General features: G+C 71.5%; 15 protein-coding genes. All 15 read right to left on the bottom strand.

Going from position 1 to position 14,226, the window contains the following annotated elements:
• Window positions 1–94: 94 nt before the first annotated feature.
• The 15 genes from GT007_RS13135 to GT007_RS13065 all read right to left on the bottom strand — a co-directional run bounded on the left by GT007_RS13135 (window position 95) and on the right by GT007_RS13065 (window position 14,011).
• Window positions 95–1,066, bottom strand: coding sequence for a Bug family tripartite tricarboxylate transporter substrate binding protein (locus tag GT007_RS13135; protein ID WP_160122073.1), 972 nt, complete (start codon window positions 1,064–1,066; stop codon window positions 95–97).
• Window positions 1,067–1,085: 19 nt separating this feature from the next.
• Entirely contained in the window at window positions 1,086–2,075 is a 990-nt protein-coding gene (locus tag GT007_RS13130) for a 3-hydroxybutyryl-CoA dehydrogenase (RefSeq protein WP_160122072.1), read from the bottom strand.
• Window positions 2,065–3,153 carry an NAD/NADP-dependent octopine/nopaline dehydrogenase family protein gene (locus tag GT007_RS13125; protein ID WP_201451911.1) on the bottom strand — a complete coding sequence of 363 codons (1,089 nt, stop codon included), beginning with the start codon at window positions 3,151–3,153 and terminating at the stop codon, window positions 2,065–2,067. The genes GT007_RS13130 and GT007_RS13125 overlap by 11 nt, the downstream gene beginning before the upstream one ends.
• A 161-nt stretch (window positions 3,154–3,314) precedes the next feature.
• Window positions 3,315–3,578, bottom strand: a complete 264-nt coding sequence (locus GT007_RS13120; RefSeq protein WP_160122071.1) for a DUF2312 domain-containing protein — start codon at window positions 3,576–3,578, stop codon at window positions 3,315–3,317.
• A gap of 105 nt (window positions 3,579–3,683) precedes the next feature.
• A complete protein-coding gene (locus GT007_RS13115; RefSeq protein ID WP_236571655.1) occupies window positions 3,684–4,460 on the bottom strand; it encodes a thiazole synthase in 777 nt (258 codons plus the stop codon).
• Window positions 4,461–4,463: 3 nt separating this feature from the next.
• A complete protein-coding gene (gene thiS / locus GT007_RS23015; RefSeq protein ID WP_160122070.1) occupies window positions 4,464–4,673 on the bottom strand; it encodes a sulfur carrier protein ThiS in 210 nt (69 codons plus the stop codon).
• Window positions 4,674–4,774: 101 nt separating this feature from the next.
• On the bottom strand, window positions 4,775–5,920 hold the full coding sequence (locus tag GT007_RS13105) for a DegT/DnrJ/EryC1/StrS family aminotransferase (RefSeq protein WP_160122069.1): 1,146 nt from the start codon (window positions 5,918–5,920) through the stop codon (window positions 4,775–4,777).
• 60 nt (window positions 5,921–5,980) lie between these two features.
• On the bottom strand, window positions 5,981–7,894 hold the full coding sequence (locus tag GT007_RS13100) for a polysaccharide biosynthesis protein (protein WP_160122068.1): 1,914 nt from the start codon (window positions 7,892–7,894) through the stop codon (window positions 5,981–5,983).
• A 7-nt stretch (window positions 7,895–7,901) separates the two neighbouring features.
• A complete protein-coding gene (locus GT007_RS13095; RefSeq protein ID WP_236571657.1) occupies window positions 7,902–9,047 on the bottom strand; it encodes a glycosyltransferase in 1,146 nt (381 codons plus the stop codon).
• A 1-nt stretch (window position 9,048) separates the two neighbouring features.
• Window positions 9,049–10,254, bottom strand: a complete 1,206-nt coding sequence (locus GT007_RS13090; protein WP_160122066.1) for a glycosyltransferase family 4 protein — start codon at window positions 10,252–10,254, stop codon at window positions 9,049–9,051.
• On the bottom strand, window positions 10,251–11,468 hold the full coding sequence (locus GT007_RS13085) for a DegT/DnrJ/EryC1/StrS family aminotransferase (protein ID WP_160122065.1): 1,218 nt from the start codon (window positions 11,466–11,468) through the stop codon (window positions 10,251–10,253). Before GT007_RS13085 ends, GT007_RS13090 begins: the two co-directional genes overlap by 4 nt.
• 167 nt (window positions 11,469–11,635) lie before the next feature.
• Window positions 11,636–12,007 carry a hypothetical protein gene (locus GT007_RS13080; protein WP_160122064.1) on the bottom strand — a complete coding sequence of 124 codons (372 nt, stop codon included), beginning with the start codon at window positions 12,005–12,007 and terminating at the stop codon, window positions 11,636–11,638.
• Window positions 12,004–12,990: a GTP 3',8-cyclase MoaA gene (gene moaA / locus GT007_RS13075; RefSeq protein ID WP_160122063.1), complete on the bottom strand. Its 987-nt coding sequence runs from the start codon at window positions 12,988–12,990 to the stop codon at window positions 12,004–12,006. The genes GT007_RS13080 and moaA overlap by 4 nt, the downstream gene beginning before the upstream one ends.
• A gap of 74 nt (window positions 12,991–13,064) precedes the next feature.
• Complete coding sequence (locus GT007_RS13070; RefSeq protein ID WP_236571654.1) at window positions 13,065–13,820, bottom strand: sulfite exporter TauE/SafE family protein; 756 nt, start codon at window positions 13,818–13,820, stop codon at window positions 13,065–13,067.
• A complete protein-coding gene (locus GT007_RS13065; RefSeq protein ID WP_457852342.1) occupies window positions 13,817–14,011 on the bottom strand; it encodes a DUF3553 domain-containing protein in 195 nt (64 codons plus the stop codon). The genes GT007_RS13070 and GT007_RS13065 overlap by 4 nt, the downstream gene beginning before the upstream one ends.
• Between the last annotated feature and the right edge of the window lie 215 nt (window positions 14,012–14,226).

The following is a 14,226-nucleotide window of genomic DNA, read 5'->3' as shown; positions in this document are numbered from 1 at the left end:
TGGCGCCCCACCTGCCAAGGTAAGGTGCCAAACGGATGGGGTGCAGGGGCCTTTCGGCTCCTGCCGGGGGTCCAGGGGGCGGCGCCCCCTGGCCTCACCCTTCCAACCTGATCCCCAGCTCCCGGATCAGCGGCCGCCACACCGCGGATTCCTGCCGCACCAGTTCCGCGCATTCCGCCACCGACAGCGGCAGCGCCTCGGCGCCCGTGGTCTGAATCTGGGTGCGGGTCTCGGGCCCGGACATGGCGTCCCGTACGGCCTGGTTCAGTTTCGCCTGGGTGTCGGCGCTGGCGCCGCGCGGCAGGCACACGCCCATCCAGCCATAGGCCACGCAGTCGGGCACGCCCGCCTCGGCGGCGGTGCGCACATCGGCCACGGCGGGTGAGCGGCGGTCGCCCAGTTGCACCAGCGCGCGGGCGCGGCCGGAGGAGATATAGGGCAGGGCGTTGGTGATGTCCGCGATCGCGCAATCGACGCGCCCGGCCACCATGTCCTGCAGCACGGCGGGCATGCCGCGATAGGGCACATGGGCGGCCTCGAACCCCGCGCGGCGGCGCAGCAGCTCCATGGCCATGTGGTGGGGGCTGGCGACGGCGGGGGTGGCGTAGGTCACGGCCTCCCGCCTTCCGGCGGCGCGCAGGTCCTCGAAGGTGGCGAGCGGGCTGTCGGGGCGCACCAGCACGAAGAAGGGGAAGCGCGCGATGAAGGCCGCCATGATCAGGTCCCGGTCCGGGTCGAAGGGCAGCCGGGCATAGAGCGCCGGGTTGTAGATCATCATGCCGTTGTCGACATGCAGCACATTGGTGCCGTCGGCGGGGGAGGCCAGGAAGGCCTCGGTGGCGACGATGCCGCCGCCGGAGGGCCGGTTCTCCACCACCACCGCCGGCCCGCCGCCGATGGTCAGCGCGCGGGCGATCATGCGGGCGAAGATGTCGGAGGCACCGCCCGCGCCATAGCCGACCAGCCAGCGGGAGGGGCGCTCGGGCCAGCCGGCCGCCTGGGCCGGCAGCGCCAGCAGGGCGGGGGTGGCCAGGGCAAAGGTCAGGGCGCGGCGGGTCAGCGTCATCGGGGCCTCCTGTCGGGTCTCAGCTTGGGGGTGGCGCGGGGGGCTTCGCCAGCCCTTCCTCACGCAATCTGCGGGCCAGGGCCGCCAGGCGTGCCCGTTTATGCGCCACCACATCCATCTCCGCCCAAGGCAGGAAGCCGGCGCCGGCGCCCATGCCGCGGCGGCCTTCCTCCATGAAGCGCCCGACCACGGCGGGGGCGCGGTAACGGTCGTCGCCCAACGCGCCTTCAAGGTAGCGGCTGGCGTGGTGCAGGATGTCCACCCCGCCCCAGTCGATGAATTCCAGCAGCCCGATCACGCCGAAGCGGAAGGAGAAGCCGTAGCGCAGGGCGCGGTCCACATCCTCGGCGCTCGCCACCCCTTCCTCGACCAGGCGTGCGGCCTCGTTCATCGCCAGCGCCTGCACGCGCGGCACGATGAAACCCGGGGAGGCCGCGCAGCGCACCGGCACCTTGCCCACGCGGGTCAGCAGCTCCATCAGCCGCTCAGTTACGGCCGGTTCGGTGGCGGCGCCGGGTGAGACCTCGACCAGCGGCACCAGATAGGCGGGGTTCAGCCAATGCGCGTTCAGGAAGCGCCCCGGATGCACGACCGCCGAAGACAGGTCATCGACCATGATGGTGGAGGTGGTGGAGGCCAGGATGGCATCGGGGCGCATGGCGGCCGAAGCCTCGGCCAGCGCCGCGCGCTTGAGGTCCAGGATCTCCGGCACGCCCTCGAACACGATGTCGGCGCGGGCCAGCGCGGCGGGGGCCTCGGCGGCGGGCAGGATCGAGACACGGGCGAGGATGCCCGGCACCAGCGCGGCCTCCCCCAGGCCGAATTCGGCCAGCATGGACAGCGTCTCGCCGATCTCGGCCAGGGCGGCCGCGCGCAGGGTTTCGAAATCGGCCGGTGGGCGGGGCTTCAGGTCCAGCAGCGCCACCTCATGCCCCGCATAGGCGAATTGCACGGCGATGCCGCGCCCCATCCGCCCCGCGCCCAGGCAGGCGATGGTTTCAGAAGCCATGGCACAGCACCCGCTCGCGCCCCGCGCGGTCCTCCGGGAGGCCGCAGCTGGTCAGGGTGCGGGCGGCGGAGAAATCCTCGCCGCAGATGGCCCCACCGATGGCCAGGAAGGCCGAGGCCAACGGCGTGGGCACCCCCGCCGCGCGCCCCGCGTCGCACAGCAGGGACAGGCCGAGGCGCACATCCTCCCGCATGTAGCGGTGGTCGCTGAGGATGATGCGCTCCCGCCAGTCGCCGCTGTCGGTCAGGCGGTCGTGGCTGCCGCGGCCGTACATCCATTCGGGGCCGGATTTCGCGTAATGGTCGGCCAGCGGAAAATGCGGGCCGCGATAGCCCAGCGCCTCCCGCACCGCGATGCGTTCCGCGTCCAGCGCGTCGGTCACGCGGCGGATGGCGGGCTGGGTGCCCTCGTTGTGGATGTCCCAGCGCTCGAAATGCTCCAGCGGGCCGGCGTTCATGGTGATCAGCGGCGGGTGGATGATGGGCCCGGCATTCATCAGCGCGCCCGAGAGCGCGTCGCCGCAATCCTCGATCACGCCGGGGAAGGCGGCCTCCAGCACCGGCCGGGCCATGGCGGCCAGGCTGAGGGGGAAGACGCCGGTGGGCAGGCGCTTGGCGCGGATGGTGATGGCCACCCGGTGCTGGCCATGCTTGCGCGCCAGCCAGGGCAGGGTGCCGGTTTCGGCGAAGGCGACCCGCGCGCCGGGCCGGGCCGCATGCAGCGCCTGGGCCAGCATGACCGAACCCAGCGTGCCGGGCGGCAGGAACACGACCTGCCCGTCCTCCAGCACCGGGGCCAGCAGGGGGGCCAGGGCCGCATGGCTGGTGGCCGGGGCCGGGCAGAGGATGAGTTGCGCGCCCCGCACCGCCCGGGCCAGGTCGGCGGTGATGGCGGCGATGCGGACCTCGCGCTGGCCGCGGGAATCCTTCACGCCGATGATGTCGCCCTGGGCGTTCTGTGCCGCGGCCGCCGCCGGGTCGGTGCGCCAGAGCCGGACCTCATGCCCGGCTTCCGTGAAATCGACTGCCGCCGCGAAACAGCCATTGCCGCCGCCCAGCACCGCGATGCGCAACACCATGATACCCCTTCCCCACGCCCCCCACGGCATGGCCGCGGAAAGCATAACTTTTCATGGGGGCGGGATTACATCACTGATTTCAGCGCCACCCCGCCCCCGCGACCAGCTTGCCGCGAGTGCAGGCGGGCCGGAAGCCAGGGTGGCGCGAATAGAAGCGGCAATTACATGCCCAGCGCGCGGCGATACAGGTCCAGCAGGGTTTCCTGTTCTTCCACCTCGGCCGGCTCCTTCTTGCGGATGGAGACGATCTGGCGGATCACCTTGGGCTCGAAGCCGGCCGATTTGGCCTCGGCGTAGATGTCCTTGATGTCGCTGGCGAGCGCCTTGCGCTCCTCCTCCAGGCGTTCGATGCGCTCGATGATGCTGCGCAGGCGGTCGGCGGCGATGCCGCCCACTTCGGAATTGCTGGGAGTGTCAGAAGGCATGGGCCATCCTCAAAAGATGCGGGCTCAAAAAGTGCTGGCGATGCGCGAGGCGGGCCGCGCGAGGCGGCGGGTTTAGCCGGAAAACCCCGCCAGGGGGAGGCCCCCTCAGCGCCCGATCAGGCCCGAGGTGGGGCTGGAGGGGTTGGCCTCGTAGTTCCGGGGCATCCGCCCGGCCAGGAAGGCCGCGCGCCCGGCGATGACGGCGTGCTTCATGGCGGTGGCCATCAGCACCGGGTCCTGCGCATGGGCGAGCGCGCTGTTCAGCAGCACGGCGTCGCAGCCGAGCTCCATGGCGAAGGCGGCGTCCGACGCCGTGCCGATGCCCGCATCCACCAGCACCGGCACCTTGGCCTGCTGCTTGATGGCGCGGATCATATAGGGGTTGGCGACGCCGAGGCCCGAGCCGATCGGCCCGCCCAGCGGCATGATGGCGACGCAGCCCATCTCCTCCAGCCGCTTCGCGGCCACGGGGTCATCGGCGCAATAGACCATCACCTCGAAATTATCGGCCAGCAGGGCGGCCGCGGCCTCGAAAGTGCCGGCCATGTCGGGGTACAGGAAGGGCGGCGGGCCCAGCACTTCCAGCTTCACCAGGTTCCAGCCCCCGGCCTCCCGCGCCAGGCGCAGGGTGCGCACGGCATCCTTGGCGGTGTGGCAGCCGGCGGTGTTGGGCAGATAGGTGTATTTCGTGGGGGGCACGAAATCCTGCAGCATCGGCGCGTTGGGGTCGGCGATGTTCACGCGGCGGACCGCGACCGTCACGATCTCCGCACCGCTCGCCTCGATCGAGGCCGCGGTTTCCTCCAGCGACTTGTACCGGCCCGTGCCGACGATCAGGCGCGACGAGAACCGCCGCCCCGCGACTTCCCAGGAATCTTCCACGATTCAGCCTCCGCCGATGAAATGCACGATTTCCAGCTGGTCGCCGCTGGTGAGGCCCTGGGCGGCATAGGTGCTGCGAGGCACGATTTCCTCGTTCAGCTCGACAGCCACCTTGCGCGTGTCCAGGCCGATCTCGGCCAGAAGCTCGGCCACGCTGGCCGCGCGAACCTCCCGGCGTTCGCCGTTGAGGGTGATGGCAATGGGCATCCTCATGAGGCGGAATGTGGCGGCGACCCGGGCGGTGCGCAAGCCAGGGCGGGGAGCTATAATGGCAAGGGTGTCATGTGCGGGCGGGGGCAAAGCCCCCGATGACGTTACAGCCCCGCCTTCACCGCCGCCGCCACCCGCAGCACGTCGTCCTGCGTCAGGTACGGGTGCATCGGCAGGCTCATCACCTCATGGCACAGCGTTTCCGCCACCGGCAGGGCGGGGGCCGCCGCCAGCCCGGCGGCGTGCGCGCCACGATAGGCCGGCTGATGGTGCAGCGGCTTGGGGTAGTACACGCCGAAGGGAATGCCGGCGGATTTCAGGCTGTCCTGCACGCGGGTGCGGGTCGCAGCATCCGGCAGGCGGATGGTGTACAGGCCCCAGGCATGGCCGGGGACCAGCTGCGGCACCTGCACGCTGTTGCCGGCCAGGGCCTCGGCATACCAGGCGGCTGCCTTGGCCCGGTCCTTCAGCTCCTGGTCGAACAGCTCCAGCTTGCACAGCAGGATGGCGGCCTGCAGGGTATCGAGGCGCCCGTTCATGCCGGTGCGCAGCACTTCGTAGCGGCCGCCGCCCTCGCCATGGGTGCGCAGGGATTTGTACAGCGCCGCGCGCTCCGCGCTGTCCGTCAGCAGCGCGCCGCCGTCGCCGTAGCAGCCCAGCGTCTTGGTCGGGTAGAAGGAGAGCGCCGCGGCATGGCCCCAGCGGCCCAGCCGCTTGCCCTTGATGTCGCCGCCGAAGGCCTGGGCCGCGTCATCCAGCAGGAACAGGCCGTGTTTTTCCGCGATGGCATGCAGGGCGGGCCAGTCGGCCGGCAGGCCGAACAGGTCCACGCCCACGATGGCGCGCGGCTTCAGCTTGCCCTCGGCCTGCACCAGCGCGATGCGCTTCTCTAGGTCCGCCAGGTCGATGTTGAAGGTGATGGGGTCCACATCCACGAACACCGGCGTCGCACCCAGCACCAGCGGCACCTCGGCGGTGGCGGTGTAGGTGAAGGCGGGCAGGAACACGGCATCGCCGCGCCCGATCCCCTCGGCCATCATCGCGATCTGCAGGGCGTCGGTGCCCGAGGACACGCCCACCGCAAAGCCGGCGCCGGAGAAAGCGGCCAGCTTCTCCTCCAGCTCCGTCACCTCCGGCCCGTTGATGAAGCGGCCGGAGGCCAGCACGGCGTCGATGCGCGTGCGCAGCTTCTCTCGGATCAGCGCCTGCTGGGCGTGCATGTCGAAAAGGGCGATCGGGGTCGAGGTCATGCCCTGTGGCGTCCCATGTTGCGGTGCGGGTGTCCAGCCGGGAGGGATTCAAGCCTGGTTTCACAATGAAACGCGGCGCGATCCCTCATCCAGCGTGAATTCGGGCACGAGGCGGCCCAGCTGCGCCAGCGCCGCCGCCACCTGCCCGGTGCTGGCCAGCGTGGCGAGCTCGTCCATCGCGCGGCCCACCACGGCGGCGTCGCCGGTGCGGGGCGTGGCCATCAGCAACCCCTGATAGGGGGTGGCGCGCGGCGGTTCCTGGCCGTGGAACAGTTCCTCGTACAGCTTCTCGCCGGGGCGCAGGCCGGTGAAGCGGATCTCCACATCCGTGTCCGGGCGCAGGCCCGCCAGGCGGATCATCCGGCGCGCCATGTCCACGATCTTCACCGGATTGCCCATGTCGAGCACGAAAATCCCGCCCTCCCGCAGGGCCGGCAGGTCGTGCATCGCGGCGGTGCCGACCACGGCGGCCTGCAGCACCAGGCCCACCGCCTCCCGCACCGTCATGAAATAGCGGCGCATGTCGGGGTGGGTGACGGTCAGCGGGCCGCCGCGTTCCAGCTGGCGGCGGAACAGGGGAACAACGCTGCCGGTGCTGCCCAGCACATTGCCGAAGCGCACGGTGATGCAGCGCATGCCGCCTTCCCGCTGGCCCGCCAGGTCCAGCGCCTGGCAATACATTTCCGCCAGGCGCTTGCTGGCGCCCATCACGCTGGTGGGGTTCACCGCCTTGTCGGTGGAGATGAACACCATCGCCATGCAGCCAGCCGCGCGGGCGGCATCGGCCACCACGCGGGTGCCCTGGGCGTTGGTCAGCATGCCCTCCAGCGGGTCGGCCTCCACCATCGGCACATGCTTCAGGGCGGCGGCGTGGAAGACCAGCTCGGGCTTCAGCTCCTCCATCAGGCGGCGGATGCGCGCCGCGTCGCGCACATCGGCCAGCACCGAACGCCGGGGCAGTTCCGGGTGGCGCTCCCGCAATTCCAGGTCGATCTCGTACAGGGCGAATTCGCCGTGATCGAGCAAGGTGAGGCTGGCGGGGCCGAGGGCGGCCACCTGGCGCGACAGCTCCCCGCCGATGGTGCCGCCCGCGCCCGTGACCAGCACGCGCCGGCCCTGGATCAGGCGCGCCATGCCCTCGCGGTCCAGCGGCACCTGGGGGCGGTCCAGCAATTCCTCGATCGAGACGGGGCGCAGTTCCAGGCGCGGGGCCTCATCCGGGCGGGCGGCATTGCCCAGCAGGGTGGGCTGGGGGGCGCGCTTCACGGCCACGCCATGGTGGTCGGCCGCGTCCAGCAGGGCTTCCAGCTCACTGCCCTGCACATCGGAACCGGCCAGCACGATCAGGGCGGGCAGCTGCCCTTCCTGGCGCAGCCGTTCCAGCACCGCGTCGGTTTCCTCCACCGTGCCCAGGATGGGCAGGCCCTGGATGCGCCGCCCCGCCTGGCGGGAGCGCCGGGTGAGGATGCCCGTGATGCGGTAGCGCCCGGTGGGGTCGGCGGCGGTGGCGCGGATGAACAGGTCCGCCGCGTCGGCGCCGCCGGCCAGCAGCACCTCGGTATCCGGGGCGCCGGCGGCGCGGCGCTGGGCGGCCAGCCGTGTCGCCACCCGCCCGGCCGAGAGCACGAACATCAGCACCATGGCATGCAGCACGGAAAAGCGCGGCGCGCCCGGGTGCCAGGCGCCGGTCAGCGTGACCAGCGCCCAGAAGGCGGGGGCGGCGAGGGCGGAGGCCGCGGCCACCGCCAGCGCATCCGTCAGCCCCGCGAAGCGCCAGTATTGCCGCGCGAGGCCGAGCGGCCAGCCCATCGCCGGCAGCAGCAGGGCGGAGGCGAGCAGCGCCCCCGGCCACCAGGCGCCGGGCGGGGCCACGCCCGGCGCGCCCAGCCACAGGGCCATGGGCAGCGCCAGCATGGCCAGCGCCGCATCCACCAGACAGTTGACGATGATCCTGCGCGGGGCGCTCTGAGCCATCTCGGCGCTATAGGCCCCTGGCCGGGGGCTTGCCAAGCAGCGAGGCGTGTTGCGGAACATCTCGGCCCGTCCCGAGCAGCCGGCCATAGAGCCCCCGCAGCGCCTGGGCCTGCGCCGTCCAGCCGAAGCCCCCCAGCGCCGCCGCCCGCCCATTGGCGCCCAGCCGGGCCCGCAGCCCGGCATCGCCCAGCAGCCGGATGGCATGGGCGATGGCATAGGGATCGGCCACATCCACCAGCAGGCCGCAATCGGCCTCCCGCACCATGGCCGCCACCTCGGTGGCGAAATCGGGCGCGATCACCGGCAGCCCGGCCAGCATGCCGTCGGACAGCTTGTGCGGCAGGGCGAGGCGGTGGTTCTCCTGCCCCGGCTGGAACAGCACCAGGTTGATGTCGCAGCGCGCGGCCAGCGCCGCCATCTCCGCCGGGGGCAGCCAGCCATGCAGGCTGATGCGGGAGGCGACGGCGAGCCGCCCGGCTTCCTCGAGGAACTCGGCCTCGCTGCCATCGGTGAAGCGGCCGGCGATGGCCAACCGGGTATCGGCCGGCCCAAGAGCCAGCGCCGCCAGCAGCTGCGGCCAGCCGCGCGCGCGGGAAATGGCGCCCAGATGCAGCAGTGTGAGGGGCCCCGGCACATGGCGGCGCGGGGCCACACCGGGGTCGGCGGCATAGTTGCGCACAGGCACGCTGCGGGCGCCGTAATCCTGGGCCAGCCCATCCTTGGCGACCACCACGGCATCCGCCACCCAGCCCATGGCGCGGCAGAACCGGCGCAGCGCCCAGCGCGCGGCCGGGCGCGCCCAGCCGGGCAGGCGGTCGTCCAGCCGGCTGGGGTAATGCTCATGCACGTCGATCACCAGCTTTTCCGGCCGGGCCAGCCAGGCGGCCAGCCAGCTATCGGGCTCATGCGCATGGATCACCCGCGCGCCGCGTGCGCGCGCCAGGCGCGACAGCCGCCAGATGTTGCGAAGCCGCCCCCAGCGCCCCCGGGGCTTCGGAAATCCCAGCAGCCGCACGCCCGCCACCTGCGGGGGCATCTGCGGCGCGGCGGGGGCCAAGTGCTCCACGGCCAGCCCGGCGGCGGCCAGGGCGGCGCCCTCCTTCAGCACGATGCGCACATCGGCGGGGGGGTGCGCGGCGGAGAGCATCAGCACGTCAGGCAAGGGCGGCCTCCAGGGCATCGCAGAAGGAGCGGGTTTGCAGGCGGCGGTCCCACCGCCGTACCGCCTGGGCGCGGGCCGCGGCCCCCAAAGCCTGGCGGCGGTTAGGGGAGAGCGCGAGTTCGCGCAAGGCCACGGCCAGCGCCGCGGCATCGCCTGGCGGCACCGCGATGCCGCAGGGGACGCGGCTGGGGATGGTATCGCCCTGGGCGCAGCGCGCGGCATGGCCCGGCGCATTGGTCACCAGCGGCAGGCCGGCGGCCAGGATGTCCATGATCTTGTTGGGAGAGGTCAGTTCCGCGAAGGCGGGCACATCGGCCAGCAGGTGCAGCCCGATCTGGCTGCCGGCGAACAGCCCCGCCAGCCGCTTCTTGGGCAGGGGCGGCAGCAGGGTGACATTCGCGAGCCCCTCCGCCGCGATGCGGGCCGCCAGATGCGCGGCCTGCCCGCCCTCACCCACCAGCAGCAGGCGCAGGGGCGCGCCGCGCAGCAGCGCCATGGCGTCCAGCGCCATATCCAACCCGTTCGCCCGGCCGAGCGCCCCGGCATAAAGCGCCAGAACCTCGTTCGATCCGGCCTCGGGCGGGCGCCAGGGGGCGATGTGCGGGCCGAACAGATCCAGGTCCGCGCCATTGGGGATGGTGTGCACCACCCGGGCGCCGCGCGCGGCGGCGATGGCGGCCATCCCCTCGCTCAACGCCACCACGGCGGCGGCGCGGCGGCAGGCCAGGTTGGCCAGCTTCTCCATCGCCCACAGCAGCGGGCGCGGCACGCCGCCCATGGCGCGCGGCAGTTCGGGCCAGGGGTCGCGCATCTCGAACACGAAGGGGCAGGGGGCGGCCAGCGCCGGCAGCACCACCGTCAGCGGTGTGGAGGAAGCGAGCACCAGGTCCCACTTCTCCCGCCGGGCGAGCCAGGCGGCGCGGGCGGCATAGCGCAGGAAGGCGGGCAGCCGTGCCGCCAGCCCCTGGGCATTGCCGCAGGGAATGGCGAATTCCACCACCCGGAAGCCCTGCACCTGCCCCTCTCGGTGGCCGAAGCGGAAAGGGCCGTTCAGCCCCGTGGCCGCCCCGGCATATTGCCCGCAGGCCACCGTCACGCGATGCCCGCGCTGGGCCATGGCGCGCGCCATGGCGAAGGCCCGGGTGGCGGTGCTGCCCTCCGGGGTCGAGAAATGCTGGTGCAGGTAGAGCAGCCTCAAGCGCCGCAGGCGCGCCGGATCAGCGCGATCGCCCGGGCCTGGTCGCCCTGGCTCATCTGGCTGCCGGAGGGCAGGCAGAGGCCGGTTTCGAACAGCCGCGCCGCCACCTCGCCGCCCGCGCGCGGGGCATCGCGGAAGGCGGGCTGCAGGTGCAGGGGCTTGAAGACGGGGCGGCTCTCGATGCCCTCGGCCTCCAGCGCGCGGCGCACCGCCTCCCGCGTCGTGCCGGTGCGGGCGGGGTCCAGGCCGATCACGGTCAGCCAGCGGTTGCTGCGCGCCCAGCCCGGCTCCGCGATGAAGGACAGGCCCGGGATATGCGACAGCCCGTCGCGATAGCGTTCATGCACGGCGCGGCGGGCGGCCACGCGCTCCGGCAGGCGGCGCAGCTGCGCCAGCCCCACCGCCGCCAGCACCGAGGACATGCCATAGGAAAAGCCCGTGGTCTCGTGCTGGTACAGCACCGCATCCTCGCGCGCCTGGCTGGCCAGGCGGCGGGCGCGCTGGATGAGCCCCCCATCGTCACTGGCCAGCGCCCCGCCGCCACCGCAGGTGATGATCTTGTTGCCGTTGAAACTGAGCGCCGCGAGCCGCGCGCCCACCCCGGCATGCACGCCATGATGCAGGGAGCCCAGGCTCTCCGCGCTGTCGGACAGCACGGGCACGCCCCATTCGGCGCAGGCCTCGGCGATGGTGGGCATGTCGGCGGGCTGGCCGTACAGGTCCACCGGCACCACCGCGCGCGGCAGGCGCCCGCGCCGGGCGGCGGCGGAAAGTTCGGCCCGCAGCAGGGCGGGGTCCAGCGTCCAGCTGATGGGGTCCACATCCAGGAATCGGGGGGTGGCGCCCATCTGCACGGCCGGGCCCACGCTGGCGATGAAGGTCAGGCTGGGGGCCCACACCTCATCCCCCGGTTGCAGGTCCAGCAGGCGGAAGCCCAGATGCAGGGCGGCGGTGCCGGAGACCGTGGCGAGCACATGGCCCATGCCCGTGGCCTCGGCCAGGCGCGACTCGAAGGCGGCGAGGGTGGGGCCGGCCGGGGCCAGCCAGCCGCTCTCGATCGTGGCCTTCAGCTCCTCCATCTCATCCCCGGCCAGATGCGGGGGCGAGAGCAGCAATGTCCTGGGAGCCGGGGCCTGCCGGTCCTCCGCCGGGCGGGCGCCCGGGAAGGGGATCACGGCAGCCTGGCTGAGGGTGCTGACGGGGGCGACGCTCATATCCACATCTCTGATGACGGGATGAGTCTCACATGTCCCGGATTGCAACCGCAAGAACTAATGCGCGTTAAACGTGCATTGGTTTACAACCTCACTACCTTTCCATGTTCCAGCCACGTCCATTCCGGAGAAAAGGTTGCGTACGGGTCAGGAATACCCGTGACTGGTCAGCTGCCCTCGCGCGGCCAGCTCAGCCGGGGTTCCTGGCGGCCCATGGGGGCATGGGCGGGGGCTGGGGCGGGCGGCGGCGAGGCCGACATGGGTGCGCGGGTGGCGCTGAAACCGTGCTCGGCCGCGCCGCGGGCCACAGGGCTGGCCATCGGGGCGGCGGCCAGCCGGGCGGCGATGGCGCGCAGCTCGGCCTGCATCTCGTCCAGCTGGGCCTCCAGCCCTTCCAGCCGGGAGCGCAGGCCGAAGATCGAGAAGGGCATCAACAGGAAGCACAGAGCCAGCAGGGCGATGGCGGCCAGGGCCACGCCTCCGGTCCAGGCGGGCAGGCCCGGCAGGGTCAGCGCCGCGGCGAGGGTTTCTAGGTTCATCCGCCGGTCACGCTCATATGGCGCGCCACAGCCGCCGGGCGCGCGCGTTCGATGACAAAATCATGCCCGCGCGGCTTGCGGGTGATGGCTTCCTGGATGGCGGCCTTCAGCTGAGCGTCATCGGCGCCGGCGCGCAGGGGCGCGCGCAGATCGGCCGCGTCGTCCTGGCCCAGGCACATATAGAGCGTGCCGGTGCAGGTCAGCCGCACGCGGTTGCAGCTCTCGCAGAAATTATGGGACATCGGCGTGATGAAGCCGACCCGGGTGCCGGTCTCGGCCACGTCGAAATAGCGCGCCGGGCCGCCGGTCTGGTAGCCGGTGGGGTTCAGCGTCCAGTTCAGCCGCAGCCGGGCGCGCACCACATCGAGCGACAGGAAGCGGTCCGTCCGGTCCTCCTCGATCTCGCCCATCGGCATGGTCTCGATCAGGCACAGGTCGAAGCCGTGCCGGCCGCACCATTCCAGCAGCCGGTCCATCTCGTGCTCGTTCACGCCGCGCATGGCCACCGCGTTGATCTTGATGGCGAGGCCCGCCGCCTTCGCGGCCATGATGCCTTCCACCACCTGGTCCAGCTTTCCCCAGCGGGTGGCGGCGCGGAAGGCGTCGGCGTCCAGCGTGTCCAGGCTGACATTGATGCGGCGCACGCCGGCCGCCACCAGCCCATCGGCATGCTTGGCCAGCTGGGTGCCGTTGGTGGTCAGCGTCAGCTCCTCAAGTCCTTCGGGGCCGATGCGCGTGCCCAGCCCCTCGATCAGGCTCATGACATTGCGGCGCACCAGGGGTTCGCCGCCGGTCAGGCGGATCTTGCGCACGCCCAGGCCGATGAAGGCGCCGCACAGGCGCTCCAGCTCCTCCAGGCTCAGCACCTCCCGCTTCGGCAGGAAGGTCATGTCCTCGGCCATGCAATAGACACAGCGCAGATCGCAGCGATCCGTCACGGAAACGCGGAGGTAGGAGACGGTGCGGCCGAAGGGGTCGATCATCGCGTTGATTTGGGGCGCGGGGGCGGCATAGCGCAAGCCCCCATTCCGTCACGGCCGGGCCGCGTGGCGCACATTCAGCCCAGCAGGGCGATGCCGCCCGCCGCCACCAGCACCCCCATGGCGAAGGGGCGGTACAACCGTTCCGGCACCACCCGGAACAGCCGGGCGCCGATGGGCACGCAGACCAGCATCACCGGCAGCACCACCGCCAGCTTGGCCAGCACCGCCGCCGTGACCAGCCCGCCCGCGATCGGCCCGATGACGGAGATCACGGCGATCAGCGCGAAGAACAGGATCAGGTTGGCGCGGTGGTGGCGCGCCTCCTCCTTGCCGGCCAGCAGATAGAGGATGACCGGCGGCCCGGACATGCCGGTGGCGCCCTTCAGCAGCCCGGCCACGCCCCCCACCGTCATGTTCAGCCACAAGGGCCGAGAACCATGGTAGCGCCAGCCGCTCATCAGCAGGAAGCCGAACACCAGCACCAGCGCGCCGATGGCCCGGCGCAGATCCTCGGGGTCGGCCGCGAACAGTACCCAGCTGCCGATCGGCATGGTCAGGAAGGCGGTGCCGCCGATGGGCAGCACCACCCGCCGGTCGGCATCCTTGAAGGCGCGCGGCAACAGCTGGATGGAGATCAGCAACTCCATCAGCAGCATCACCGGCACCCCTTCCCAGGTGCCCCACAGGGTGGAGTAGATCGGCGCGAGCACCACCGCCGTGCCGAAGCCGGCATAGCCGCGCATCAGCCCCGCCACCATGGTGGCCAGCACCGCGCCCAGCATGGCCCAGGTGAACAGCTCCTGCTGGACCAGCTGCCAAAGGCCGCTCAATCCAAAATCTCCAGGTCGACCAGCGTGGCGTTGATCAGCACCTTGCCCAGATTCTCGAAATTCACCGTCACGCGCGAACCGATCACGGACTGCACCTGGCCCACGCCCCATTCGGGATGCGCGGGGTTCATCACCCGCATGCCCGGCTCGATCAAAGACACCACAATTTCCCCCCGATGGGCCGCCAGCATCGCCGCCCGCAACGCTTCGTCAATCTGTGGGATGCTACTGCGGAACCGGCATGTCTTGCTGTGTCATGGAGTTTGCCTCCCATGTCGTTGATCTTCCAGACCGAGATCAACTGAACATGACAAGCATTTTTCCTTCCATGCTGACAGATTGAGATACCTGGACGATGCGGCGTGGTTTCTGGCCCCACGCTTCGTTCCGGCACCCGAACCTAGGA

This window comes from Rhodovarius lipocyclicus (assembly GCF_009900765.1).
GTDB lineage: Bacteria > Pseudomonadota > Alphaproteobacteria > Acetobacterales > Acetobacteraceae > Rhodovarius > Rhodovarius lipocyclicus.
This window is presented reverse-complemented; position numbering and strand designations above follow the sequence as displayed.

Coding starts and splice junctions, on each gene's coding strand:
- GT007_RS13125 (WP_201451911.1), bottom strand. CDS start 3,153: ATGGTGTTGCGCATCGCGGTGCTGGGCGGCGGCAATGGCTGTTTCGCG.
- GT007_RS13135 (WP_160122073.1), bottom strand. CDS start 1,066: ATGACGCTGACCCGCCGCGCCCTGACCTTTGCCCTGGCCACCCCCGCC.
- GT007_RS13100 (WP_160122068.1), bottom strand. CDS start 7,894: ATGGCTCAGAGCGCCCCGCGCAGGATCATCGTCAACTGTCTGGTGGAT.
- GT007_RS13085 (WP_160122065.1), bottom strand. CDS start 11,468: ATGAGCGTCGCCCCCGTCAGCACCCTCAGCCAGGCTGCCGTGATCCCC.
- thiS (WP_160122070.1), bottom strand. CDS start 4,673: ATGAGGATGCCCATTGCCATCACCCTCAACGGCGAACGCCGGGAGGTT.
- moaA (WP_160122063.1), bottom strand. CDS start 12,990: ATGATCGACCCCTTCGGCCGCACCGTCTCCTACCTCCGCGTTTCCGTG.
- GT007_RS13120 (WP_160122071.1), bottom strand. CDS start 3,578: ATGCCTTCTGACACTCCCAGCAATTCCGAAGTGGGCGGCATCGCCGCC.
- GT007_RS13130 (WP_160122072.1), bottom strand. CDS start 2,075: ATGGCTTCTGAAACCATCGCCTGCCTGGGCGCGGGGCGGATGGGGCGC.
- GT007_RS13080 (WP_160122064.1), bottom strand. CDS start 12,007: ATGAACCTAGAAACCCTCGCCGCGGCGCTGACCCTGCCGGGCCTGCCC.
- GT007_RS13065 (WP_457852342.1), bottom strand. CDS start 14,011: ATGCTGGCGGCCCATCGGGGGGAAATTGTGGTGTCTTTGATCGAGCCG.
- GT007_RS13105 (WP_160122069.1), bottom strand. CDS start 5,920: ATGACCTCGACCCCGATCGCCCTTTTCGACATGCACGCCCAGCAGGCG.